Below are 22,012 nucleotides of genomic sequence, written 5' to 3' on the forward strand. Positions count from 1 at the left end.
TATGGCCCGGAACGGCAAAATGCAAATTTTTCGAACGATTGTGCAAAAGGTCGTGCAAAAAAGACGTTTCATCGTCTAAAGAACGGCCGCCGATTCCACGTTATGATTACGATGTAAATCCAACCTGGAAATGGAGGGCGAAGGCGTTGGAAATCGGCGTCGTCAACATTTTGAAAAACAACGGCAGCTGCTTCGAGCATGTCAGCCAATTCGGCTTGAACGTTTGCCAGCTGATCGGCTGGAACCCCGAGCTGTGCACGCCGGAAATCGCGGACAACGTGCTGCGCGAATCGAAGGAGCACGGCGTTCGCATTTGCGCCATGTGGGGATGGGTCGCCGGACCGGGGAAATGGAATTTCACCGAGGGGCCGGTCACGCTCGGTCTCGTGCCGGAGGCGTATCGCGAAGAGCGCGTGCGGACGCTGAAACATTGGGCCGACTTCGGCAAAAAAATCGGAGCGCCCGCCCTGGTGACGCATTGCGGCTTCATCCCGGAAAATATGACCGACCCGAACTACGAAGGGGTCGTCGCGGCGATCCGGGAAGTGGCGCACTATTGCGAAAGCATCGGCCTCGGCTTCTGGTTCGAAACCGGGCAGGAAACGCCGGTCGTGCTGCTGCGGACGATCGAGCGCGTCGGCACGTCCAATCTGGGCATCAATCTCGACCCGGCCAACTTGATCTTGTACGGGAAAGGCAATCCGATCGACGCGCTCGACGTCATCGGTCCGTACGTCCGCAACGTTCACGTGAAGGACGGCTTTTATCCGACGAACGGCGATCTGCTCGGCAAGGAAGCGCTCGTCGGCACCGGGAAGGTGAACTTCCCCGCATTTTTGGCCAAGCTGCGCGAGATCGGCTACGACGGCGAGTTGATTATCGAGCGGGAAATATCGGGCGAGGAGCAAGCGCGCGACATTCGCGCGACGATCGACAATTTGCAAAAATGGCTGGCATAGCCGGCCGACAAGGAGGATGCGAAGCATGAATCTGTTCACGACGCTCGAAGGGTCGCTGATGGAGACGTTTTTTCCGGCCGGCTGGGACTTGCGGAAAATCGACCGGTGCGCGGGCTTGACGCCGGAAGAAGCGCTCAAGCGGGAAACGCACTGGAACGACGGCTTCCGGCCCGTGCCATGCTCCAGCCTGGAGCAGTTCGACACGTACATGGGGCATGAAATCGCGCTGCTGATCAAACAGACGCGCGACCGAGGCGAGAAGCTGGCGCTCATCCTGCCGGTCGGACCGATGGGCATGTACAAATGGACGGTTTATTTCCTGCAGGCGTGGAACGTCAGCGCATCGCACGTATACGGCTTCAACATGGACGAATGGAGCGACGCGGAGGGCAATACGCTGCCGCCGAGCAATCCCGGGGCGTTCCAATACGCGATGGAAAACAGCTTTTACCTTCCGCTCGGCGAGCTGACCGTTCCCGAAGCACAGCGCAATTTCGCGACGAAGTCCAATTTGCCGGCGTACGGCGAAAAAATCGCCCGGCTGAAAAGCGAAGGGGCGAAGCTGGCCGTCGTCTACGGAATCGGCCGCGTATTCCATATCGCTTTCTGGGAGCCGCATTTCGCCGGCGAATACGCCACCGAGGCCGAGTGGCGCGCCGATACGCACCGGATCGGCGCGAAGCTGCACCCGCTGACGATCGAGCAAAACGCGATCACGAGCTTCAAAAGCCGGACGACGCTCGTTCCGTGCTATGCGAACACGATCGGTCCGGGACTGTTTTTGCAGGCCGATTACGCGATCGGCGGCGCGGACGGCGCGCTCGGGCGCGGCATGATGTGGCAGGGGATGTCGCTGCGGACGACGCTGAAGTACGGCCCCGATCCGTGGGTGCCGTCCAGCTACATGCCGACGATTCCGGGCAAGCTGTTTTTCCTCGCCGAGCTCGGCGGACCGCTAGAGCCCGAGCTGAACTGACGGGCTTTCGCCGGCCGCAACGCAATCAATGATGGAGAAAGGAGCGATCGGCATGAACATTTTGGCCGTGGGCGCCCATCCGGACGATATCGAAATATCGTGCGCGGGAACGCTGTCCAAGCTGAAGCAAGCCGGCCACCATATCGTGCTTTGCCATGCCTGCAAAGGCGATAAAGGCCACTATACGATTCCGCCGGAGGAGCTGACGGAAATTCGCCGCAAGGAAGCGCAGGAGGCGGGGAAAGTGATCGGCAGCGAAGTGATCTCGCTCGGCTTCGGCGACGGGGAAATCATCGCGGAAAATCAGGAAAACCGGATGATGTTCATCGACCTCGTCCGTTACGCGAAGCCGGATATCGTCATTACGCATGCGCCGAACGACTATATGCCGGACCATATCGCCGTCAGCCAGCTCGTCTTCCACGCGACGTTTTTCGCCACGCTGCCGTGGTTCAAGACGAACAATCCGGCGGCGGACAAAGTTCCGGGCCTTTACTATATGGACAACTTGTCCGGGCTCGGCTTCGAGCCGACGTTTTACGTCGACGTGACGGACCATCTGGAAACGAAGCTGGACATGCTGCGCAAGCATCAAAGCCAGCTCGTCTGGCTGAAGGAGCACGACAACGTCGACATCGTCGATTTCGTCACGACGCTCGGCAAGACGAGAGGCATTCAGGCGGGCTGCACGTATGCGGAAGGATTCGTCCAGCATCTCGTCTGGACGCGTCCGAACGCCGTCCGCTTCCCGGTTTGACGCGAACGGTAGCAAAGCGGCAGACAATATACGTTTAGGAGCGAACCTTATGCTGAAAGTGGGCTTGGTAGGCCTCGGCTTTATGGGCCGGATGCATTTGACGAATTACAAAAGGCTGGAGGCGGAAGGATTCCCGATCCGGGTAACGGCGATTTGCGACTCGGACGCGAAAAAGTTCGAAGGCGTTTTCGTCCCCGGCAACATTCCGACCGTAGGCGGCGATCTCGATTTGTCCGGCTACAAGCACTATACCGATTACGATCGGATGCTGGAGGAAGAGTCGTTCGATTTCGTCGATATCGCGATGCCGACCCATCTCCACGCGGACATGACGGTCAAGGCGTTCGAGCGGGGCTGCCACGTGCTGTGCGAGAAGCCGATGGCGCTCGGCACGGAGGAAGGGCGGCGCATGATCGAGGCGGAGAAGCGCAGCGGCAAAAAGCTGATGATCGCGCAAGTGCTGCGGTTTTGGCCGGAATACGAGTATTTGAAGGAAACGGTCGACAGCGGCCGGTACGGCGACGTTCTGTCCGCCCACTTTTTCCGCGGCGGGCATCCGCCGAAATGGACGCACAACGACTGGATGGTGCGCAAAGAAACGAGCGGCGGCGGCTTGTTCGATCTGCATATCCACGATATCGACATGATCAACTGGCTGTTCGGCAAGCCGCAGTCGGTGTCGACGTTCGCGCGCGACGTGCTGCCGGGCAGCTCGTTCGACATCATATCGACGAATTATTCATACCCCGACCGCAAAATCGTCAGCTCGCAATGCGACCGTTCGCTGACCGGCGAATTCGGCTTCGAGATGTCGTTCCGCGTCAATTTCGAAGGCGGCAACCTCGTCTACGAGAAGCGGGTGTTGCGCGACAATCCGATGAACGGCAAAGGGTTCGTGCCGGAACTGTCCGGCGACTCGGGCTATTACCGCGAAATCAAATATTTCGCGGAGGCGATTTTGCACGACCGTCCGATCGAGCGGGCGACGCCTTTCGATACGCTCGTCACGCTGGCGATCGCCGAAGCGGAAGCCCGTTCCGCCGATTCGGGCGGCGCACTGGTCGGAATCGCATAGCGAATCTTCTTCAAAAAATATTTACGTTAAGACCCGCCCGAGGGGATTGCCCATGGGCGGGCTGTCTGTTATCGTTAAGGAAGAGCCGACATGGAGGAGGGAATTCGTATGCCGTTTAATATCGGTTGGACCGGGCTTATTTTGATCATCCTGATCGCTTTGCTGTTGTTCGGACCGTCCAAGCTTCCTCAGTTGGGCCGTGCTATCGGAGATACGCTCAGAGAGTTCCGCAAAGGAAGCCGGCAAATGATCGCCGAGGCGGAAGAGTCGAACGTTTCGGAACCGAAGCCGGAACGCAAATCGGTCAACTGACGTTGCCATGGCGACGCAAGATAGACCGTATAGATGATCGGGTTCGCAGCGGTGCGGATTCGGTCATCTTTTTTTGTAAGCGCTATCCGTCGCGCTTTCGTTTGCGGCTCCGCTTCCGGCGCCCGGCCGGCTTTCGCGGCTTGGCCGCTTTGCGCCCCTTCTTGCCGCCGGCGGAGGAGGGCGGCGCCACGAGAGCGGCCGGACCGAACGCGACCGCGTCCAGGACGTCTTTATCGGAGAAATAGGCGCGGTTGCGAGTCGCGTTCGCGCCGGAAAGCTCTTGACCCGTTTGCGTTTTGGCGTACGATCCCCAAAACGAAGCGTTGTTGATGCCGATAAATACGCCGCTGTTTTGCGCCATTTGGTTGACTCGTATTTGCTTGAAGACGATGGCGGACGGTGTCACTGCGGCGTTCCCCTTTGCGGTCGTATGCTACATCTTACGCTAGCGGCGGCAAATGGGGCCTGGGCGAACGTTTACCGATCGGGGGCGGAGGATGCGGAAGGCCGGTACGAGAAGCCCGAAGCCGTGCGCCGCATCGATTCGCCCGGATCGCCCGGTTTTTCGTCTGCCCGATCCGAGTTCGCATCGGATTTCGTCCTGCCGGCGGACGGCGTGTCCGTACCCGCGCCTTCGTTGCGATTGGCCGCTTTTCCGCCGCGAAATAACGACTGCGGGTCGATCTGCACGTCGAAATTGTTGCCTAGATTGAGCGAACCGCTCAGCTCCTCGATGTCCAGCGCATCGAGACGGAACGTTACGTTTTCCACGACCGGATGATGAATATGAAGCTGGCGTACGACTACGCTTTGCTTCCTCGTTTCTTTGGCGAGCTGCTGCATCGACTGCTCGAGCCGTTCGAGCTTTTGCTCCAGCCGGCTCGTCTTGTCCGCGGCGGGCGGAAGCGCCGTCGTTTTGCCGCGCCGCGGCATCCATTTGAACATGGCCATCCCCCACTCGTCCGTTCGAATCAGACAACCCTTCTCACTTTCAGTATATGGGCGTCGCGCGGAAAGCATGCGTCGCGCGAGCGACTCCGGCGAATAGGACATCCGCGAAGCGGAGTATACATAGTTGAACGACGATACGAGACGCTTCAGGTCGGAGGCTTTTGAATTCGCTGGAAGGAGGGGACGCAAGTGCCGGGGACGATCATTTTCAACGGAATTTATGTGAACAACCAAGGCCCGAACGGCGCGGTCTTCGTAGGCGAAACGTCGGCGCCCGGATGGGATTCCCACAATAAAAACCAGGCTTCGAGCGGACAAAACAACAACGGCTTCGGCGGGGGAGTAAATAATTCGGGCAATTTGTTTCTGATGTCCGACAACGACTTCCTCGATACGCTTATCCTCGACGGCTTCGAGAAAGAAGGAGGGCCGAGCGTCCAATCGTAACGAAAGGGGCTTCGTCATGCCGGACACCAAATTTCTCGTGCAATTCGACCGGATCGTCGTCAATTCGATCGGTCCGAATTCGGGTATTTTCGTCGGAACGAATTTGCAGTACGGATGGAGCTCGCATAGCAAAACGAATGCAAGCATGTCCGAAATGGGCGATAACAGCGAAGTGTCGCGGAACGTGAACGTCATTTACGACAACGATGCGATCGATACGCCGATCGACGACCGCGACGTCTTCTTGAGCGGCCGGGCGCCGGCCAAAGCGTCGTAACGGAGGAAACTGCGCGAGCGGAAAGGAGGAAGCCCGTGGGCGAAAATGACGGCAGGCAGGCGGGTAACGGGGCGGACGGACCGATGTTCGATTGGGAGCAGTTTCAGAACGGCTTTTTCGGAGGACCGGGGTGGAAGGAGGCGCTAAGCGGAGCGGCGGGAACGATCCCTTGGGTCGACCGGTACGTGAAAAACATTTTGGCCGAGACGGTGCCCGCCGCGGTCGCCCACCAAGCCGGAACCGCAGGCCCTCCGCCGTCTGCGGGCAAATTGTCATCCATAGCGTGCAACGTGTTCGAGACGCATCGCGCCATTTTTGTAAGAATTCGCTTGAACGCGGACGTCGATCCACGGAGCGTGCGTCTGTTCGCCTTTCCCGGCGAGCTGAAGGTCGCCGGACTGCCGGGCGAAGAAGACAAGACGGTGAAATTTCCCGCGCTCGTTCGCGTGGACGGCGCGAAGGCGATTTATAAGAGGCGAATCGTGGAGGTGACGCTGCCGAAGGAAGAGGAGGCGCCCGCCAAAGAAATTCCGATTCGTTACATGGAAGGAGGCTGAATACCGCAGAAGGCAGACCGCCGTTCGTTCAATCGGCTCAGCGAGCCGAAACGATACGCGCGGTCCGTTTTCGTTTCGGGAAAACCGCCTGCGATCCCGCTGCATACAATAGAGCAACGATTGCAAGCGGAGGCGGTTGAACATGACGGACAGCGAGAAGGAGCCGTGCGTCCGCTGCGGGCATATGCCGGAAAAGACCGACAAGTATTGTGTCCGCTGCGGCGCGCCGCTCGTCAACCGTTGCACGAAAAAAAGAAGCCCGCTGCATAAGGGCTGCTCCAAGGTGAACCGGAGCGATGCGGCGTTTTGCGCGGATTGCGGGTCGCCGACCGTGTTCCGGGAAGCCGGGCTGCTGTAAGCGGACGTTCGCCGGATGCTTCGGCGCGTCGGACGGCTTGTCGGGAGAAGGGAGTAGGGAGAAGTCAATCGCCCTTCGCGATATCCGCCTGCTGCGACGAGGCGCGAACGAGCTCGGCGAACCATTCCCGGACCGGCTCGGGAATCGATTCGGCCGCGCCGCCGCCCATCCATTCCAAAAAGTCGGAATCGTCGAGCGACGACTTCGTGCCGGATAAATGGTTGTTGTTTCCGCTCACGTCGCCGAAGCCTTGGTTATGCTTTTTGCTGCTCTGAAAGTTGGAAGGGAAGTTGTTGCCCATGTTGACGCACGAGGCTCCTTCCACGCTGCCGATCTCGATGCGGCCGATCACGAAATTCGGCGAAAACAGCGAAGCGGCCATAATGTCCAAGCCCCCCGTCCGGTACTAATCTGATCCGATCCAGCTTATTCCGCCGTTTGCGCGGGCGGACGCTTCGTCCGCAGGACATGCTGTCCGGCTTCGATCCGGTTGCCCTTCCCGCCGCCCGTACCGAGAGCCTCGTTCGTTTGCTCCCGGGCGGTTCTGCCGATGATGACGTTGATTCCGGCGTTGACGGACGAGCTGTCCGCGATGCGGTCGATTTCGATCGATCCGAAACGAATGCGTACTATGGGAATCGCCCCCTTCATGATTGCGGCTCGCCGTCGGTCTCGTTTTCGTTCGGCGGTTCGCCCGTGTCGATGGCGATATCGATGACGGCGTCCGACGGCTTGCTTCGAAAAAATTCGACGGTGAGAAGTCCGTCCCGCAGCCGGGCTTTCATCCCTTCGTCCGAAACGTCGGGAGGAAGCTGGATTTTGCGGTGGAATTGTCCGAAAAACCGTTCGGACACGATCAGCTGATCGTCCTCGACCGGGTATCGGTACGGAATGTCGCCTTTAATATGGAGCGTATGGTTATGGACGGACAGCTTGAGCGTCCCGTCCGGCGTGCAGCCGGGAAGCTCCATCGCGACGAAAAAACGGTCGCCGGTCTGATAAACGTCCACCCGGGGCTGCGAGTTCGGGATTATACCGGCAATATCGTTCCAGAACTGATCGCCTAACGTCCGGTCCGCCTGCGACTTCAGCTTTTTCCAAAATTGACGGGGAGTTTCGCTCATCAGCGGCCTCCTTTCGGCGAAAGACCGTTCTCGTTCTCCTTTATATGTATGAGCCGGGTTGCCTTCCCATGCCCTCGCCCGATGGATGAACCGCCGCTTCCGGACATTTCGTCTCGATCAGAAGCGGGTAAATGACATAAAATGTTATATAAAATGTCTTTGTCGCTCGTTTTAAAAATGAATAAAAATTTGTGTGATGTATATTGACACGAAAGTTGCGTTCCGATACAATCAAGTACAGAAATGATTCGGACACAACGACGTGTCCGATCGGCGATGAAGCCCATTTTTCCGCGCGGCGGGAAATGGGCTTTTTATGTCTTTTCGCATTGTTCGACCGATTGCGGGGCGTCGGCCCGGAACGGAGGGAGGCTAGCAGTTTTGGCAAGTTAAAGCGATTGTTGTGTTAGATATCGTTACATGAAGGAAGGGGTATCGCCAATGGACAAAAAGTCGTTTTTGAAAAGCGGACATACGCCCACGCTGTTTTCCTCGTTTTTGTATTTCGACATCAGCTTCATGGTATGGGTTTTGCTCGGTCCGCTCGCCGTCGTTATTTCCGACCAATTCCAGCTCGACGCCGCGCAAAAGGCGAACCTCGTCGCGCTGCCGACGCTCGGCGGATCGTTTCTGCGGCTCGTGCTCGGGCTGCTGACCGATTCGATCGGGCCGAAAAAAACGGGACAGCTCGGCCTGCTCGTCACGATGGTGCCGCTCGTCTGGGGCTGCTGGTTCGCCGATTCGCTGACGGAAATGTACGTCGTCGCCCTGCTGCTCGGCGTGGCGGGAGCCAGCTTCGCCGCGGCGCTGCCGCTTGCGAGCAGATGGTACCCGCCGCAATATCAGGGGCTGGCGATGGGAATCGCCGGAGCGGGCAACAGCGGAACGATTTTCGCCACTTTGTTCGCCAACCGCATCGCGCAGCATTTCGGCGATTGGCACATCGTATTCGGGCTGGCGCTCATTCCGGTATGTCTCACGTTTCTCGTCTTTACGCTGCTCGCCAAGGACAGCCCGAACCGGCCGGAGCCGAAGCAATTGACCGATTACGCGCAAGTGCTGAAGCAAAAAGACACGTGGCTGTTCTGCTTTTTTTACGGCGTGACGTTCGGCGGCTTCGTCGGGATGTCGAGCTACTTGACGATTTTTTTCAATACGCAGTACGGACTGGCGCCGGTCAGGGCGTCCGATTTCACGACGCTTTGCGTCATTGCCGGAAGCTTCTTCCGTCCGCTCGGTGGATGGCTTGCCGACAAATTCGGCGGAATCCGCATGCTCATCGCGCTGTACGCCGGCGTAGCCGTGCTGCTTGCCGCCATTTCGACGCTGCCTTCGATCGGGGTGGCGACCGCGCTTCTGTTTGTCATGATGATGGGTCTCGGGATGGGCAACGGCTCGGTATTCCAGCTCGTGCCGCAGCGGTTCGCGAACGAAATCGGCGTCGTAACCGGCATCGTCGGGGCGGCCGGCGGACTCGGCGGATATTTTTTGCCCAAAATACTCGGCAACATGAAGCAGGCGTTCGGCACGTTCGCGCCGGGCTTTCTGATTCTGAGCGGCATTGCGTTCGTCAGCATGCTCGTCATCGTCGCCGTGCAAAGCAATTGGCGAAAAACGTGGATCGGCGCCGGCGGCAAAGTCGTCGTCGGCGGAACGGGCCCGTCCGCGGTCGGAGGGGTGGCTGCGGGCAGCGCGAACAGGTTGGCGTACCAGGCGACGTTCGCGGCAGAGGCGCGCCCGGATGAGAGGAAAGCATGAGCGGCGGGTCATTGAAATCCCACTGCTGCTTTTGCAGCATGCAATGCGGCCTGGAGCTCGTTCAGGGGGAAGGCGAGGCGGGACTAGTCGTGAAGCCCAGCCCGGACTTTCCCGTCGCGACGGGACGGCTGTGCCAAAAGGGGCTCCATTCGCTCAGGCACGCCGTGCACCCCGGGCGGATCGCCGCTCCGATGCGGCGTACCGGCGGCCACGGCGGCGATGCGGACAAAGGACCGTGGCGCACGGCCGATTGGGACGAAGCGCTGTCCGGCATAGCGGACCGCATCGTGGACATACAGCGGCGATTCGGGCCGGATGCCGTCGCCGTGTTCGGGGGCGGCTCGCTGACGAACGAGGTGTGCTATTTGCTCGGCAAGTTCGCCCGGGTGGCGCTCCGGACGAAATATATCGATTACAACGGCCGGTACTGCATGTCGTCCGCCGCGGCGGCGTCCCAGCTTTGCTTCGGTCTGGACCGGGGGCTGACGATGCCGCTGTCGGATATCCCGAAGGCGAAGTATATCATCCTCGCGGGGACGAATATCGCGGAATGTCAGCCTACGATGATGCCGTATTTGCTCGAGGCGAAAAAACGCGGAGCGGTCATTGTCACGATCGATCCGCGCAATACGATGACGTCGAAAAGCGCCGACTTGCATATCCGGCTTCAGCCCGGCTTCGATTCGGTTTTCGTCAACGGCTTGATCCATGTCATCCTGAACGAAAAGCTGTACGACGAATCGTTCGTGCGGGAGCGGACGAACGGGCTGGAGCAGCTGTTCGAGGCGGTCGAGCCGTTTTCTCCGGATCGCGTGGAGCAATATACCGGCATTTACGCGGCGGTCGTTCGAACGGTCGCACGCGGCTTCGCCAAAGCGGAAACCGGCGTCGTCCTGACGGCGCGCGGTCTCGAGCAGCAGGTGAACGGCGTCGAGCATGCGCTCAATTATATGAATTTGTGCCTGCTGACCGGCAAAATCGGCAGGGAAGGCTGCGGCTTCGGCGCCGTAACCGGCCAGGCGAACGGACAAGGGGGCCGGGAGCACGGCCAAAAGGCGGATCAGCTGCCCGGCTACCGCTCGATCGAAGATCCGGCGGCCCGCGAGCATGTGGCCGGCGTATGGGGGATCGCTCCGGAAGACATACCGGGCAAAGGCGTTTCCGCTTACGAGCTGTTTCAGAAGGCGGATGCGGGGGAAATCAAGGCGATGATCGTGCTCGGCTCCAATCCGCTCGTGTCCAGCCCGAACAGCCGCGTCGTCGAACGGGCGCTGCGAAAGCTGGAGCTGCTCGTCGTCGTCGATTTGTTCGAAACGGAAACGGCGCAGCTGGCCGATTGGTTTTTGCCCGGCTCGTCGTTTCTGGAGGCGGAAGGGACGATGACGAATTTGGAAGGGCGCGTGTTCCACCGTCCCCGGGCGCTGCCGTCTCCCGGCGACAGCCGCACCGATATCGATATTATTTGTTCGCTCGCGCGCCGGCTGGGGCGCGGCCGCTACTTCGATTACGCTTCGACCGAGTCGGTCTTCGACGAGCTGTGTTTGGCTTCGAAGGGAGGCAAAGCCGACTACTCCGGTCTCAGCTACGCCCGGCTGCAAAGCGAGCGAGGCGTCTTTTGGCCGTGCCCGTCCCCGGATCATCCGGGAACGCCGCTTTTGTTCGCCGACCGGTTTTATCATCCGGACGGAAAAGCGAAGCTGCACGGCATTCGTCCGATGAAGCCGGCCGAGACGACCGATGCCGACTATCCGTACATTTTGACGACGGGCCGGCTCGGCAACCATTACTTAAGCGGCGTGCAGACGCGCAGAACGGAGCCTTTGATGAAAAAGTCGCCGGTGCCGGTCGCCGAAATTCACCCGTCGGCCGCAGAGAAGCTGCGCATGAGGCCGGGGAGCCGCATTCGCATTACGAGCCGGCGCGATTCGCTCGTGTTCGAAGCGAAAATTACCGACAATATTCATCCGACGACCGTATTCGTACCGTTCCATTGGGGAGGGGAGCTGTCGATCAACCGGCTGACCAACGACGCCCTGCATCCGGTCAGCCGGATGCCCGAGTTCAAAATATGCGCGGTCCGTCTGGAGCGGGTCGACGACGAATAGGATGACGAAAAACGGCCGAGGGAGCGGGATTCCTTCGGCCGTTTTTTGCGTGCGAGTTTCGGTTTCGGCTTCGATTGGTTTCGGTTTGAAGAAGCTTGTCGCCAGTCCGGTCAAATCAGCTTGATCAGATGAACGATCTGCGAATCCGTCCATACCCGGATCATATGGTTGGACGAATCGTACTGCACTCTGCCTTCGCCCACCTCGATATGCGGTTCCGTGCCGAGGCCGTAAAAAATATCGTCGGCGAGCGTTTGCAAATAATCGATTTGTTCGTCGCGGTCCAGTCTTTCCCAATCGTCCCGGTCCATCTCAAACGTTTCGTAGCAGTTGTCGATTTGTCCGAGCGCGGCTCCGAGATCGCGGACGATATCCCGGTATTCGCGGTTGAAGCGGACGCCCATTTTCGGTCACAACCTTCGTTTTTGGCATGTACAACCATCTTACCAAATGTACGGTGCGCGAATCCACTGGATACGCCACTATTTTCGGCCCGCGCTGGAAAACGGTTCCGTTCCCCGCTATGATGGTAATAATGAAAGGGTAGCTGGACCGCGCGGAAGAAGCGCTCTCGTAACCTTCATTCGAAGAGGAAAGGATGTCTACACGATCATGGACGAACAAGCGAAACGATTTTTGATGGAGCTGCTTTCCACGCCGTCCCCATCCGGGCAGGAATGGATCATTCAGCGCAAATGGATCGAGTACGTAAAGCCGTTCGCGCACGACATACGCACCGATATGGCCGGCAACGCCGTCGGCGTCGTCAATCCGGAGGCGCCGTTCAAAGTGCTGCTGGCCGGTCACTGCGACGAGATCGGCCTGATCGTCAGCAAAATCGACGACAAAGGCTTCGTCTACGTCGACGCGCTCGGCGGCATCAGCCAGAAGCTGGCCGTCGGCATGAAGGTCGACATATGGGGCAGCGGCGGGCGCATCACGGGCGTCATCGGAGCGAACGCCCAGCATCACGGCGGGCTGAAGGACGATTTCGAGTTTTCGGATCTGTGCATCGATTGCGGCGCGAAAAGCAAGGAAGAGCTGGCCGGCATCGTCCAGGTGGGCGATCTGGCCGTCTACAAAAGAGAGCCGGAGCTGCTGCTCGGCGACCGGATCAGCGGCCGGGGGCTGGACAACCGGACCGGCGCGTTTATCGTCGCCGAAACGTTGCGCAGGGCGGCCGGTCGGGGCGCGAAAGTCGGCGTGTACGCCGCCAGCACCGTCAACGAGGAGACGAATTTGGGCGGCGCCTATTTTGCCTCCGCCGGACTGCAGCCGACGATGGCGATCGCCGTCGACGTCACGTTCGCGACCGATTATCCGGGCACGACCTCCAAGCACGAGGTTATCGAGCTGGACGGAGGGCCCGTGCTGGCGAAGGGTGCGCCGATCAACCGGAAAATCAACAACCTGCTGGAGCTGGCGGCCAAGCGGCAAAACATTCCGATTCAGCTGGAGCTTACGCCGCGCAAAACGGGGACGGACGCCGACATGATCCGGTTCACCGGCCGCGGCGTGCCGATCGCGCTCGTGTCGCTGCCGCTTCGCTACATGCATTCGCCCGTGGAGACGGCGAGCCTCCGCGACATCGAGCAGGAGATCGAGCTGCTGACCGATATGATCGTCAATCTTACAGGCGGCGAAAATTTGAATCCGCTTGACGACGAGCTGTAGGACGGCAAGGAATAACGATGCCGCATCGAAGGCTTTTGGTGATTAATGACATTAATAATTAGCATGAATAATTAACACCGTTAATTATGTTCAATCCGCAGCCGCTGCGATATAATCGTATCGAATACGTACGCGGCAGCGGAGGAACATCATGGACAGAAGAACGTTTATCAAAAGATCGATCGCCGCAACCGTCATGGGCGCCGCAACCGTCGGCGGGATTTGGAAGTACGCGATCGACAGACGGTCGGGCGTCCCGGCCGGCGTTACCGCATCCGGAGCCGACGAAAGCGGGGAACCGGTCGTCATCGGCAACCGGGACGACGATTCGGGGGCGCTTTTGTCGTTCATGATTTTGAGCGACCTGCATATCAACAGCGGCGTCGCCTACCCGAGCGAACGGTTCCGCCATGCGCTGGACGATATGCTCGCCTTCGAATCGAAGATCGAGGCGATCGTCATCACCGGAGATATTACGGAATCCGCGACGGACGCGGATTACGAGGAATACCGCCGCATATTGAAGGACTACAAGCGGCTGCCCCCGCTCTATGCCAATATGGGCAATCACGATTATTACAACATTTGGATCAGCGAGGAAGGCGCGTGGAGCAAAGAAACGATGCCGAACGGCAAGACGGACGCCGGCTCCAGGCAAACGTTCATGAAGCAGTTTCGTCTCGAAAAGCCGTACTCGGAGGCGACGGCGGGCGGGTACCGGATCCTGCTTTTATCGCAGGAAGCTTACGTCCAGGAAAAGCCGAGCGTCGGCGAAGGCGCCTGGTATTCCGACGAGCAGCTCGCCTGGCTGAAGGACCGTCTGGCGCTGCAAAACGGCAAGCAGCCGGTTTTCGTCATGATCCATCAGCCGCTTCCGCCCGTCGGTCAAAACGGCGGCAATCATACGCTGATTCGGGCCAAAGAGTTCCGGGACATTTTGAAGCCGTATTCGAACGTATTCGTCTTCTCCGGCCATACGCACCAAGATTTTCAAAACGGACGTCCGCATTATGCGAAGGAAACGTTTCACTGGTTTCATAATTCGTCCGTCGGCCGCGTGCTGAATACGCAGTACAACCCCGTGCCGGGTAATGTCGCGCAAGGGCTGTACGTGCAAGCATATGCCGATAAAGTCGTGGTGCGCGGCCGGGAATTCGTCGGCAGAAGCTGGATCAAGGAAGCCGAGTGGTCGGTGCCGCTGCGGCTTTCCTAATATCGATAGGAGTGGAACGATGGACGTATTGGACGCGATTCGCGAACGGAGATCGGTCGGTTTGCTTGCGGACGAACCGGTATCCAAGGAACAGATCGAACGTATTTTGGAGGCCGGCCATTGGGCGCCGTGCCATCATTTGACCGAGCCGTGGCGCTTTTACGTCATGCTGGGGGAGGGACGCCGCGTCTTGGCCGACGCTTACGCCGAAATCGCGCTGGATCAAGCCCGGGCCGCCGGTACCGCGGAGGACGAGCAAAATATTCGGACGAAGCAGGGAGCGAAAGCGTACCGCGCGCCCGCCGTTATCGCGGTGGCCGTCTCGCCGAGCGATAAGCCGCAGGTCGTGCGCGTCGAAGAATTCGCCGCCGTCCACGCGGCCGTGCAAAATATGCTGCTCGCCGCTCATGCGATCGGACTTGGCGCGATTTGGCGCACCGGCGAACCGATGTACCATCCGATCATGCGGAAAGCGTTCGGCCTCGCGGAAGGGGAGGAGCTCGCGGCGCTCCTGTATGTCGGCGTTCCGAAGCTGCCGCTCCCGACCAAGAAGCGGAAGCCGGTGCAGGACAAAACCGTTTGGATCGAATGATCCGGCCGTTCGACACGAAAGGGCGCGCACCGCGGCCAAGCGTGTCAAGCCGGTTTGGATTTTATCGACTTTTGCGCTTCCCCGGGAAATGGGAGCCGAGCGGGTCAGCGAACCCCGCTAACGCATATTTTTGCTAGAATAGATTCATATTCCGGTCGTTCCGTCCAATCCTACTCCTTCTCGCTTCATATGTTGATAGAGAAGGAGGGGATTCAGCATGCTAAAATCGATAGCGCAAACTTTTCCGAGATTGGCGCTGTGGACCGATGAAAACTTCAGAGGGCGCGTTCGCGTCCTGCGCGGCAATCTGGGCATTCGCAACCTGGACCGGTTCGACGCGGAAAGCTTGCGGTTTTTCTCGACAAGCCCGAACGCTACGCTCGTATTGTTCTCGCGCACGAATTTCAGGGGGGCGTTCCGCGTATTCCGGGGCAACCGGAGCATCGCCGACCTGGACGACATCATTCGCGGAAACGATGCGGAATCGTTAATATCGTCGAACGTACGGCTTTCGCTCGCGCAAATCCGCACGATTCGCAGAACGGGCAGACTGCCCTCCGGGTTCAGAACGCTGTAACCGGACAAAGGTGAAAGAGGCGACGGAATCGATTCCGTCGCCTCTTTTCTATGACCGCCTATGACCGCCGCCGTCACTCGCCCCGCAAATCGTCGAGCAGCTTGCCCATATCGGCCGGCAGCGGAGCCCGCACTTCCATTCGCTCCCCGGTCCACGGGTGAAACCAGACGAGCTTTTCCCCGTGAAGCGCCTGCCGGTGAATATACCGGCGCGTTCCGCCGTACATGCCGTCCCCGGCGAGCGGATGCCCGATCGAAGACAGGTGAACGCGAATTTGGTGCGTGCGTCCCGTTTCGAGCCGAAGCCGAACCAGCGTATGGTCCGCGAACGTATCGACGACGTCAAACAGCGTGACGGCCGGTTCGCCGGTTTCGCTGACGCGGCGGCGCGTCGAATGATGGCGGTCCTGTCCGATCGGCTTGTCGATTTTGCCGCGTTTTTGGGCGAACACGCCTTCGGCGACGGCCAAATAGATGCGCTCGATCTTTTTTTCGCGCATCGCTTTGTCGAATTCGTAATGGGCGAATTCGTTTTTCGCGTACAGCACCGGGCCGGTCGTTTCTTTATCCAGCCGGTGAATATGGCGGACGCGGCAGCTTTGCCCGGAAGCTTCGTAGTAGGCGGCCACGGCGTGGGCGAGCGTTCCGCGCTGGCCTTGGACGCTCGGATGCACCTCGACGCCGGCGGGCTTGTTCACGACCAGCGTAAAATCGTCCTCGTACAGCACGTTCAGCTCTTCCCAGTCCGCCGGAAAGCCGGGCGCTTCCTGCGGAAACAGCTTCAGCCGCAAGGAATGGCCCTGCTTGACCGCTCCGTTCGAGGCGACGAGCTTTCCGGCCAGCTTCGGCGCGATGGGCAGCTGCTTCATAATGGCGCCGATCGGCGCGGCGGACAAGCCGTCCGGAAGCTTCAGCTCCAGCCATTCGCCTTTGCGCCTGGCGGATTTCAAACCGATCGTCTGCTTCGGTACGGCCGGGGGCGCCGTTCTCGAATCGGCCGCTCCTTTGCGGTTCGCTTTGGCGGCGGCACCGGGAAGCGGTCCGCCTCGTCCGGATTTGCCCGGCTCGGTTCCGCCGCCGCGGCCGCCGCGTCCGGGCTGCGATCCTTTTCGCTCGTGCGGGCCCGGCTTGCCGGAAAACGTCTGTTTGGAACGTCCGCCCGGTTTGCCGGCCGGCGTTCGTTTCGATTGTCGGTCGGATTGTCTCAACGATGACACCACGCGTTTCTCTCGTTTTTTCGTCAATACGGATAATTGTACGATAAAAAGGCGGGAATGGAAACGGTTCGAAAAACTGTCCGAATAGTTACATATTATACCCTATAGTTACATTTGATCATTGACGATCGTACCGATATCGGTTACACTTTTCCCGACATGGAAAAATGTGGGGAGGCGTTGCCGTGTATACGGTTGAACAGGTCGCCGCGATGCTGGAGCTGCATCCCAGGACGATACGCCGCTATATTCGCGAAGGCAGGCTGTCGGCCAGCAAGGTCGGCGGCGAATGGCGAATGCGGGAGGAAGACGTCGATGCGTTCGCCGGCGGAATCGTGCTCGACTTGCACGAGCGATCGAAGCGCGATATCGAATCGTTTTTGAACGGCGACCGGATCGGGGCGGACGAAAGGATGACGGTATGCTCGGTATTGGACGGCCGGCTCGAGCCGCAGGAAGCGGCGGACCTCTCGCAGCGCATCGTCGCGATCATGAACGAGGACGACGCTTCGAGAGGACAAGCGAAATTCCAGTACATGTATTTGAACGAAGAGAAAAAAAGCCGTTTCATCATTTGGGGAAATCCGTCGTTCGTCGGCAAATTGCTGAGCGAAGTCGGACGAATCGCCGGAACGTGACCGGGAGGATCGATTTATGCATATTCGCGACGATTGGTTTACGGTCGAACGCATCGACGAGGACACTTTCGCGATCAGCGAGTACGGCCATTGGGAGAACGTGCATTCGTATTTGCTGATCGGCGGCCGCTGCGCCGCACTGATCGATACCGGCATCGGCATATCCGATATTAGCGACGTCGTGAAACGAATAACGCGTCTTCCGATCAAAGTATTGACGACGCACGTGCACTGGGACCATATCGGCAGCCACGGCCGATTCGACGACATTTACGTGCACGAGCTCGAAGAAGAGTGGCTAACGGACGGAATTCCGGGCTTGCCGCTCGAGCAAATCCGCCGCGACGTCGGGAGAGACATTTCGATTCCCGTTCCGCCCTCGTTCGATCCCGACCGTTACGAGCCGTTCCGCGGCAAGCCGACCGCGCTCGTTCGCGACGGCGATACGCTCGATCTCGGCGGACGCGCGTTGACGTTCCTCCACACTCCGGGCCATTCGCCGGGACATCTGTGCATCTATGAAGAAAAGCGGGGCTATTTGTTTACCGCGGACTTGATCTATAAAGGGACGCTGTACGCTTTTTACCCGACGACCGATCCGAGCCGGTTCGTCCGTTCCGTCGAAAAAGTAAACGGGCTGCCGTTCGTTACGAGGCTGCTCCCGGGCCATCTCGATCTGGGGCTGGACCGGGCTTTCATGGCCGACGTCGGTCGGGCGTGCCGGCAATTGGCGGCGGCCGGTCTGGACCGACACGGCACGGGCGTTCACGAGTTCGGATCGTTTCAAATTTATTTTTGACGGAGCCTGCAAGAGGAGGAACAGAAAGTGGCCCAATACGACGGATTCGCCGAGCAGTACAACAAGCTTGTGAAGCAAGGAGGGCTTGCGGGCCCCGAGGCGTCGTTCCGCTATATCGAAGCGCAGCTGAAGCGGCTAGCCGATTTGCGCGGGCGTTCGATCTGCGACGTCGGCTGCGGACAAGGGGAGCTGAGCCTGCGGCTGTCGGCGGCCGGCGCGGACGTCACCGGCGTCGATTTGAGCGCGGAGCAGCTTGCGTACGCGCGGGCCGAGAGCGACCGGGTGCGGTGGGTATTGGACGATGCGATGCGCATGGAAAGCGTGCCCGACGAATCGTTCGATTTCGTCGTCTCGAGCGTCATGCTGATGGACGTTCCCGACCATAAGGCGGTGTTTCGCGCCTGCCGCCGCATTTTGAAGCCGGACGGGATCATGGTTTGGGTCGTGATGCATCCGTGCTTCCAATCGCCGTTCAGCCATCCGCTCGGCGACGGCTCGCGCAAAGTGATCGATTACCGAGAGCAATTTTGGAAATCGGGCGGCACGGGCACGATTCGGTCGACGCTCGGCGCCTACCATCGGCCGTTATCGGTATACGTCAACGATTTTATGGACGCCGGCTTCGCGCTTATGCGCGTGGACGAACCGGACCGGCTCGACCGGACGGTCGATGCGCTGCCCGCCCATTTCGCGGCGGTCGGCCGCAAATCGAAAGCGGAAGAGCGGGCAGGAGGGGGCGAAACGTGAGTCCGGTCGAAATGATGGAACGCGTGGACAAGATGGCGGCGAATCGGTTATGGAACGGCTTCGATATGCGCCGTATCCCTGTCGCCGTTTTCGACGGGACATCCACTTGGCTGTTCGGGCACGATAAGCCCGGCGATCGGTTTCATCCGATAGACGGCCGTCCCGATACGTACTTGTACGAAGGGCTGCACGACTCGGTGCGCGGAAATTCGGTGGCCGTAGTGAACGGAGTGGAGACGGCGACCGTGATGCTCGATGGAATCGCCGGCGACGACGTTTCGGTCGCGGCATCCGTCGTCGTGCACGAAATGTTCCACGTCTTTCAATCGGCTCGTTACGCCGAACGCGGCGGCAATCTTGTTCATATGTACGACTATCCGGTCGAGGATGTCCGGCAGCTGCAGCTTCGGCGACTCGAAACGGAAGCCGTAAGCAGAGCGTTACGGGCAGCGGACGGCGCCATATCCCGGAAATGGTGCGCGGAGGCGTTGAAGATCAGACGCCGCCGTTATGACGGTTTGCCTCCCGAATACGTCGAATTCGAACGGGCTACGGAACGGCATGAAGGATTGGCGCATTATATCGAAATCCGATCGTTAGGGCGGCATACCGTCGAGCTTCCCGAAGCGGAATTCGCGCCGGACGCCGTTCGAAAACGCTGCTATCCGATCGGCTGCGCGTTTGCCTTGCTGCTGGACCGGTTTGCGGAAAATTGGTCCGAAAGGTTCGCCGGCCGCCATAGCGATCTGGACGGGCTGCTGGCATCCGTCGTCGATGCCGAGGCGGATCCGGATATCGGCTTCGGCCCGGAGGAAACGGACCGGGCGCTTCGCCAAGCCGAGAACGACATATCCGACTTGCTTCGGAAAAGGCGGGAGACGAAGCGCAGCTTTTACGACCGGACCGGATTCTTGATCGAATTGCGCTTCGGCGAAGCTTTGCGCCTTACGGCGATGGACCCGTCGAACGTTCATACGGTCGGCGAATCGGAGGTGCGGCACAGCCGCTTCGTACGGCTCGAAGCCGGTACGGATCGGATCGAGATGACGGACGGCGACGCGCTGACCGAGAGCGCGGGAAAGCATCCGTTGTTCGCCGGCATATGCGCGGTCGCTTTTTTTGCCGCCGACGAGCCCGTAATCGAAAGAAAGTCCGGCATGATCGCCGCGGATCATCCCGGCCTGCGAATCCGGCTGTCGGAAAGCCGGGTGACCGAAAGCGTCGTGAGAAAAATTGGAACCAACCACTTCTAATTCGGCCTTGCACTTCGTAAGGAACCGGAAATAGCTCCCGTCAAATCGGCACGGTATCACTCCGCGATTCCCGTTTTTGCGCCGGACATGATATGATAAGAATTCGGCAGTACATATCGAAACGGACGAACGAGCCGGAACGGGGAGTGCTAACGCTATGATCACCCGCATCGTGACGCCATCCGAAAGCGGAAAACGACTGCATCGCTATATCCGAAATTTGATGCCCAACTACCCGCTCGGGCAAATTTATAAAATGATCGAGCAAGGCAAGGTGAGGGTAAACGGCAAGCGGAAAAAAGACAACTATGAGCTGGCCGCCGGCGACGAGCTGTCGATCTATATCGAGGAAGACGCATTCGCCGAGGCCAATGCCGGCGCCGGGGACAAAAAGGTCAAATTCGCCGGCGTCGTCTCCAATATCGACGTCGTATACGAGGACGACGAGATGCTCGTCGTCAACAAACCGGCCGGCCTGTTGACGCACCCGGACCGAAGCGAGCAAAAGGAGACGCTCATCACGCGCGTTCACGCCTATTTGCACAAAAAAGGGCAGCTGGACAGCCGCCTGTTTTTACCCGCTTCCGCCAACCGGCTCGACCGCAATACGAGCGGCCTCGTGCTGGTCGGCAAGACGGCGGGCATGCTGCACCGGCTGAACCAATGGATTCAAAATCGGGAGCTGGACAAATATTACGTGACGATTGTCGAAGGGGTGCTGACCGAGGGCGGCACGGTGGACGCAAAGCTCGTCCGCGACGAGAAAGGAAACCGGACGCGGGTCGTGAAGGAAGGCGCTTTTCCGCGGACGGACGACGGCGAAGCCGGCTGGAAAGAGGCGACGACGCGTTACAGGCCGCTGCAGACCGGCCGCCGCCATACGCTCGTCGAGGTCGAGCTGATCAGCGGACGCACCCATCAAATCCGCACCCATCTGCAAAGCATCGGCCATCCGCTGCTCGGCGACGTCAAATACGGCGGGAAGCCGTTCGAGGGCGTCAACCATCAGCTGCTGCACGCGCGGAAAATCGCGCTTCCGGACGGACGCGAGTTCACGGCGCCGCTTCCGCCGCTGTTCCGTTCCGTGCTCAAAAAAACCGGCATCCCGTTCTCGCTCCCGGCCGGCGTCGAATGATCAAGCGGGTCATACACGGGATCGCGGCCCGGGCGAATCCGGGCCGGCCGGCTAACGAATCTTCCGATGCTTATCGGCGGAAAAACGAACGTTTTTCAAGGCTTACGAATCCATGCATCGTTATCGGGCCGAAAAGGGAAAAAAACGGCCCGATTTTCGGGTATTTACGTTACCAGGGTTTGTTGCCATTTCAACTCCCCCTTTTTAGCCCCGATAACGATCGCTCGATTCGTTAGCCGTACGACCGGAAACGCGGCTCGCGGGAGGTCGAGAGGGAAGGGGATGGAGGCCGAACGATTACGGGCCGCATCTGAAGTCGTGTTGGGGCCCGAAGATGAATCAAGACAACGCGACTTCACCGGCGGCTGGGCATATATCGAAAATAAATGGATTGACTCGCAAAAATGGCGCGTACTATAATGAAGTCGCATGAGTTAGAAATCGATTGCTGACGAGGCGGGCCGCCGGGATCGCGGCCTTTCGCGGCGATGCGGGAAAGGAAGCTGAAGCGA

At 59.3% G+C, this 22,012-nt stretch carries 27 protein-coding genes; 20 read left to right on the forward strand and 7 right to left on the reverse strand.

The annotated features are described in order from the left end of the window. Positions 1-146: 146 nt before the first annotated feature. The 5 genes from PV407_RS17515 to tatA all read left to right on the forward strand — a co-directional run bounded on the left by PV407_RS17515 (position 147) and on the right by tatA (position 4,079). The gene (locus PV407_RS17515) at positions 147-959 is read left to right on the forward strand and encodes a sugar phosphate isomerase/epimerase family protein (protein WP_332091212.1); all 813 of its coding nucleotides are present in this window, start codon (positions 147-149) and stop codon (positions 957-959) included. Positions 960-984: 25 nt separating this feature from the next. Beyond that, positions 985-1,935: a glucosamine-6-phosphate isomerase gene (locus tag PV407_RS17520; protein ID WP_332091213.1), complete on the forward strand. Its 951-nt coding sequence runs from the start codon at positions 985-987 to the stop codon at positions 1,933-1,935. A gap of 52 nt (positions 1,936-1,987) precedes the next feature. After that, positions 1,988-2,692, forward strand: a complete 705-nt coding sequence (locus PV407_RS17525; protein WP_332091214.1) for a PIG-L deacetylase family protein — start codon at positions 1,988-1,990, stop codon at positions 2,690-2,692. Between the two features lie 49 nt (positions 2,693-2,741). Beyond that, complete coding sequence (locus PV407_RS17530) at positions 2,742-3,767, forward strand: Gfo/Idh/MocA family protein (RefSeq protein WP_332091216.1); 1,026 nt, start codon at positions 2,742-2,744, stop codon at positions 3,765-3,767. Between the two features lie 108 nt (positions 3,768-3,875). Beyond that, positions 3,876-4,079: a twin-arginine translocase TatA/TatE family subunit gene (gene tatA / locus PV407_RS17535; protein WP_332091217.1), complete on the forward strand. Its 204-nt coding sequence runs from the start codon at positions 3,876-3,878 to the stop codon at positions 4,077-4,079. Between the two features lie 82 nt (positions 4,080-4,161). Here the strand turns inward: tatA and PV407_RS17540 are convergent, their stop codons facing one another. Beyond that, positions 4,162-4,485 (reverse strand): hypothetical protein, encoded by a 324-nt coding sequence (locus PV407_RS17540; protein ID WP_332091218.1) that lies wholly within the window; start codon positions 4,483-4,485, stop codon positions 4,162-4,164. 71 nt (positions 4,486-4,556) lie between these two features. Continuing rightward, positions 4,557-5,024, reverse strand: coding sequence for a hypothetical protein (locus tag PV407_RS17545; protein WP_332091219.1), 468 nt, complete (start codon positions 5,022-5,024; stop codon positions 4,557-4,559). Positions 5,025-5,219: 195 nt separating this feature from the next. Here PV407_RS17545 and PV407_RS17550 point away from each other — a divergent pair, with 195 nt between their 5' ends. The 4 genes from PV407_RS17550 (at position 5,220) to PV407_RS17565 (ending at position 6,669) form a co-directional block, all read left to right on the forward strand. Next, complete coding sequence (locus PV407_RS17550; RefSeq protein WP_332091220.1) at positions 5,220-5,477, forward strand: hypothetical protein; 258 nt, start codon at positions 5,220-5,222, stop codon at positions 5,475-5,477. 16 nt (positions 5,478-5,493) lie between these two features. Continuing rightward, the gene (locus PV407_RS17555) at positions 5,494-5,754 is read left to right on the forward strand and encodes a hypothetical protein (RefSeq protein ID WP_332091221.1); all 261 of its coding nucleotides are present in this window, start codon (positions 5,494-5,496) and stop codon (positions 5,752-5,754) included. A gap of 35 nt (positions 5,755-5,789) precedes the next feature. Continuing rightward, positions 5,790-6,311, forward strand: a complete 522-nt coding sequence (locus tag PV407_RS17560) for an Hsp20/alpha crystallin family protein (RefSeq protein ID WP_332091222.1) — start codon at positions 5,790-5,792, stop codon at positions 6,309-6,311. 142 nt (positions 6,312-6,453) lie between these two features. After that, positions 6,454-6,669: a double zinc ribbon domain-containing protein gene (locus PV407_RS17565; RefSeq protein WP_332091223.1), complete on the forward strand. Its 216-nt coding sequence runs from the start codon at positions 6,454-6,456 to the stop codon at positions 6,667-6,669. A 64-nt stretch (positions 6,670-6,733) separates the two neighbouring features. On the opposite strand, the gene PV407_RS17570 is transcribed toward PV407_RS17565, so the two are convergent. The 3 genes from PV407_RS17570 to PV407_RS17580 are packed head-to-tail and all read right to left on the reverse strand — an operon-like array spanning position 6,734 to position 7,793. Next, positions 6,734-7,051 (reverse strand): hypothetical protein, encoded by a 318-nt coding sequence (locus PV407_RS17570; RefSeq protein ID WP_332091224.1) that lies wholly within the window; start codon positions 7,049-7,051, stop codon positions 6,734-6,736. A 44-nt stretch (positions 7,052-7,095) separates the two neighbouring features. Then, positions 7,096-7,320, reverse strand: coding sequence for a hypothetical protein (locus tag PV407_RS17575; RefSeq protein WP_332091225.1), 225 nt, complete (start codon positions 7,318-7,320; stop codon positions 7,096-7,098). Beyond that, positions 7,317-7,793 carry an Hsp20/alpha crystallin family protein gene (locus PV407_RS17580; RefSeq protein WP_332091226.1) on the reverse strand — a complete coding sequence of 159 codons (477 nt, stop codon included), beginning with the start codon at positions 7,791-7,793 and terminating at the stop codon, positions 7,317-7,319. The genes PV407_RS17575 and PV407_RS17580 overlap by 4 nt, the downstream gene beginning before the upstream one ends. Before the next feature lie 441 nt (positions 7,794-8,234). Here PV407_RS17580 and PV407_RS17585 point away from each other — a divergent pair, with 441 nt between their 5' ends. Both PV407_RS17585 and PV407_RS17590 read left to right on the forward strand, forming a co-directional pair. Next, positions 8,235-9,551 carry a nitrate/nitrite transporter gene (locus PV407_RS17585; RefSeq protein WP_332091227.1) on the forward strand — a complete coding sequence of 439 codons (1,317 nt, stop codon included), beginning with the start codon at positions 8,235-8,237 and terminating at the stop codon, positions 9,549-9,551. Then, the gene (locus PV407_RS17590) at positions 9,548-11,656 is read left to right on the forward strand and encodes a molybdopterin oxidoreductase family protein (RefSeq protein WP_332091228.1); all 2,109 of its coding nucleotides are present in this window, start codon (positions 9,548-9,550) and stop codon (positions 11,654-11,656) included. The genes PV407_RS17585 and PV407_RS17590 overlap by 4 nt, the downstream gene beginning before the upstream one ends. A gap of 110 nt (positions 11,657-11,766) precedes the next feature. Here the strand turns inward: PV407_RS17590 and PV407_RS17595 are convergent, their stop codons facing one another. Then, positions 11,767-12,060, reverse strand: a complete 294-nt coding sequence (locus tag PV407_RS17595; protein ID WP_332091229.1) for a DUF7167 family protein — start codon at positions 12,058-12,060, stop codon at positions 11,767-11,769. A 208-nt stretch (positions 12,061-12,268) separates the two neighbouring features. Between PV407_RS17595 and PV407_RS17600 the strand changes: the two genes are divergently transcribed. The 4 genes from PV407_RS17600 to PV407_RS17615 all read left to right on the forward strand — a co-directional run bounded on the left by PV407_RS17600 (position 12,269) and on the right by PV407_RS17615 (position 15,712). After that, positions 12,269-13,330, forward strand: coding sequence for a M42 family peptidase (locus PV407_RS17600; protein ID WP_332091230.1), 1,062 nt, complete (start codon positions 12,269-12,271; stop codon positions 13,328-13,330). Positions 13,331-13,481: 151 nt separating this feature from the next. Further along, the gene (locus PV407_RS17605; RefSeq protein ID WP_332091231.1) at positions 13,482-14,543 is read left to right on the forward strand and encodes a metallophosphoesterase family protein; all 1,062 of its coding nucleotides are present in this window, start codon (positions 13,482-13,484) and stop codon (positions 14,541-14,543) included. A gap of 19 nt (positions 14,544-14,562) precedes the next feature. Further along, on the forward strand, positions 14,563-15,135 hold the full coding sequence (locus PV407_RS17610; protein WP_332091232.1) for a nitroreductase family protein: 573 nt from the start codon (positions 14,563-14,565) through the stop codon (positions 15,133-15,135). 217 nt (positions 15,136-15,352) lie between these two features. Beyond that, the gene (locus PV407_RS17615; RefSeq protein WP_332091233.1) at positions 15,353-15,712 is read left to right on the forward strand and encodes a hypothetical protein; all 360 of its coding nucleotides are present in this window, start codon (positions 15,353-15,355) and stop codon (positions 15,710-15,712) included. A 73-nt stretch (positions 15,713-15,785) separates the two neighbouring features. Here PV407_RS17615 and PV407_RS17620 read toward each other — a convergent pair whose 3' ends face one another. Beyond that, entirely contained in the window at positions 15,786-16,928 is a 1,143-nt protein-coding gene (locus PV407_RS17620; protein WP_332091234.1) for an RluA family pseudouridine synthase, read from the reverse strand. Between the two features lie 185 nt (positions 16,929-17,113). Between PV407_RS17620 and PV407_RS17625 the strand changes: the two genes are divergently transcribed. The 5 genes from PV407_RS17625 (at position 17,114) to PV407_RS17645 (ending at position 21,500) form a co-directional block, all read left to right on the forward strand. Then, positions 17,114-17,566: a helix-turn-helix domain-containing protein gene (locus PV407_RS17625; protein ID WP_332091236.1), complete on the forward strand. Its 453-nt coding sequence runs from the start codon at positions 17,114-17,116 to the stop codon at positions 17,564-17,566. Positions 17,567-17,582: 16 nt separating this feature from the next. Next, entirely contained in the window at positions 17,583-18,365 is a 783-nt protein-coding gene (locus PV407_RS17630; RefSeq protein WP_332091237.1) for an MBL fold metallo-hydrolase, read from the forward strand. 27 nt (positions 18,366-18,392) lie between these two features. Beyond that, positions 18,393-19,112 carry a class I SAM-dependent methyltransferase gene (locus tag PV407_RS17635; protein ID WP_332091238.1) on the forward strand — a complete coding sequence of 240 codons (720 nt, stop codon included), beginning with the start codon at positions 18,393-18,395 and terminating at the stop codon, positions 19,110-19,112. Then, on the forward strand, positions 19,109-20,365 hold the full coding sequence (locus tag PV407_RS17640; protein WP_332091239.1) for a hypothetical protein: 1,257 nt from the start codon (positions 19,109-19,111) through the stop codon (positions 20,363-20,365). The genes PV407_RS17635 and PV407_RS17640 overlap by 4 nt, the downstream gene beginning before the upstream one ends. Positions 20,366-20,522: 157 nt before the next feature. After that, complete coding sequence (locus PV407_RS17645) at positions 20,523-21,500, forward strand: RluA family pseudouridine synthase (protein WP_332091240.1); 978 nt, start codon at positions 20,523-20,525, stop codon at positions 21,498-21,500. The last annotated feature ends 512 nt before the right edge of the window (positions 21,501-22,012 follow it).

This window comes from Paenibacillus sp. GYB003 (assembly GCF_036577625.1).
Taxonomy (GTDB): domain Bacteria; phylum Bacillota; class Bacilli; order Paenibacillales; family NBRC-103111; genus Paenibacillus_AB.

What these genes read in the sequence shown, in the direction of transcription:
- PV407_RS17545 (WP_332091219.1), bottom strand. Translation starts at nt 5,024, where the DNA reads ATGTTCAAATGGATGCCGCGGCGCGGCAAAACGACGGCGCTTCCGCCC.
- PV407_RS17610 (WP_332091232.1), top strand. Translation starts at nt 14,563, where the DNA reads ATGGACGTATTGGACGCGATTCGCGAACGGAGATCGGTCGGTTTGCTT.
- PV407_RS17600 (WP_332091230.1), top strand. Translation starts at nt 12,269, where the DNA reads ATGGACGAACAAGCGAAACGATTTTTGATGGAGCTGCTTTCCACGCCG.
- PV407_RS17575 (WP_332091225.1), bottom strand. Translation starts at nt 7,320, where the DNA reads ATGAAGGGGGCGATTCCCATAGTACGCATTCGTTTCGGATCGATCGAA.
- PV407_RS17525 (WP_332091214.1), top strand. Translation starts at nt 1,988, where the DNA reads ATGAACATTTTGGCCGTGGGCGCCCATCCGGACGATATCGAAATATCG.
- PV407_RS17520 (WP_332091213.1), top strand. Translation starts at nt 985, where the DNA reads ATGAATCTGTTCACGACGCTCGAAGGGTCGCTGATGGAGACGTTTTTT.
- PV407_RS17590 (WP_332091228.1), top strand. Translation starts at nt 9,548, where the DNA reads ATGAGCGGCGGGTCATTGAAATCCCACTGCTGCTTTTGCAGCATGCAA.
- PV407_RS17530 (WP_332091216.1), top strand. Translation starts at nt 2,742, where the DNA reads ATGCTGAAAGTGGGCTTGGTAGGCCTCGGCTTTATGGGCCGGATGCAT.
- PV407_RS17645 (WP_332091240.1), top strand. Translation starts at nt 20,523, where the DNA reads ATGATCACCCGCATCGTGACGCCATCCGAAAGCGGAAAACGACTGCAT.
- PV407_RS17630 (WP_332091237.1), top strand. Translation starts at nt 17,583, where the DNA reads ATGCATATTCGCGACGATTGGTTTACGGTCGAACGCATCGACGAGGAC.
- PV407_RS17555 (WP_332091221.1), top strand. Translation starts at nt 5,494, where the DNA reads ATGCCGGACACCAAATTTCTCGTGCAATTCGACCGGATCGTCGTCAAT.
- PV407_RS17585 (WP_332091227.1), top strand. Translation starts at nt 8,235, where the DNA reads ATGGACAAAAAGTCGTTTTTGAAAAGCGGACATACGCCCACGCTGTTT.
- PV407_RS17565 (WP_332091223.1), top strand. Translation starts at nt 6,454, where the DNA reads ATGACGGACAGCGAGAAGGAGCCGTGCGTCCGCTGCGGGCATATGCCG.
- PV407_RS17615 (WP_332091233.1), top strand. Translation starts at nt 15,353, where the DNA reads ATGCTAAAATCGATAGCGCAAACTTTTCCGAGATTGGCGCTGTGGACC.
- PV407_RS17580 (WP_332091226.1), bottom strand. Translation starts at nt 7,793, where the DNA reads ATGAGCGAAACTCCCCGTCAATTTTGGAAAAAGCTGAAGTCGCAGGCG.
- PV407_RS17605 (WP_332091231.1), top strand. Translation starts at nt 13,482, where the DNA reads ATGGACAGAAGAACGTTTATCAAAAGATCGATCGCCGCAACCGTCATG.
- PV407_RS17595 (WP_332091229.1), bottom strand. Translation starts at nt 12,060, where the DNA reads ATGGGCGTCCGCTTCAACCGCGAATACCGGGATATCGTCCGCGATCTC.
- tatA (WP_332091217.1), top strand. Translation starts at nt 3,876, where the DNA reads ATGCCGTTTAATATCGGTTGGACCGGGCTTATTTTGATCATCCTGATC.
- PV407_RS17570 (WP_332091224.1), bottom strand. Translation starts at nt 7,051, where the DNA reads ATGGCCGCTTCGCTGTTTTCGCCGAATTTCGTGATCGGCCGCATCGAG.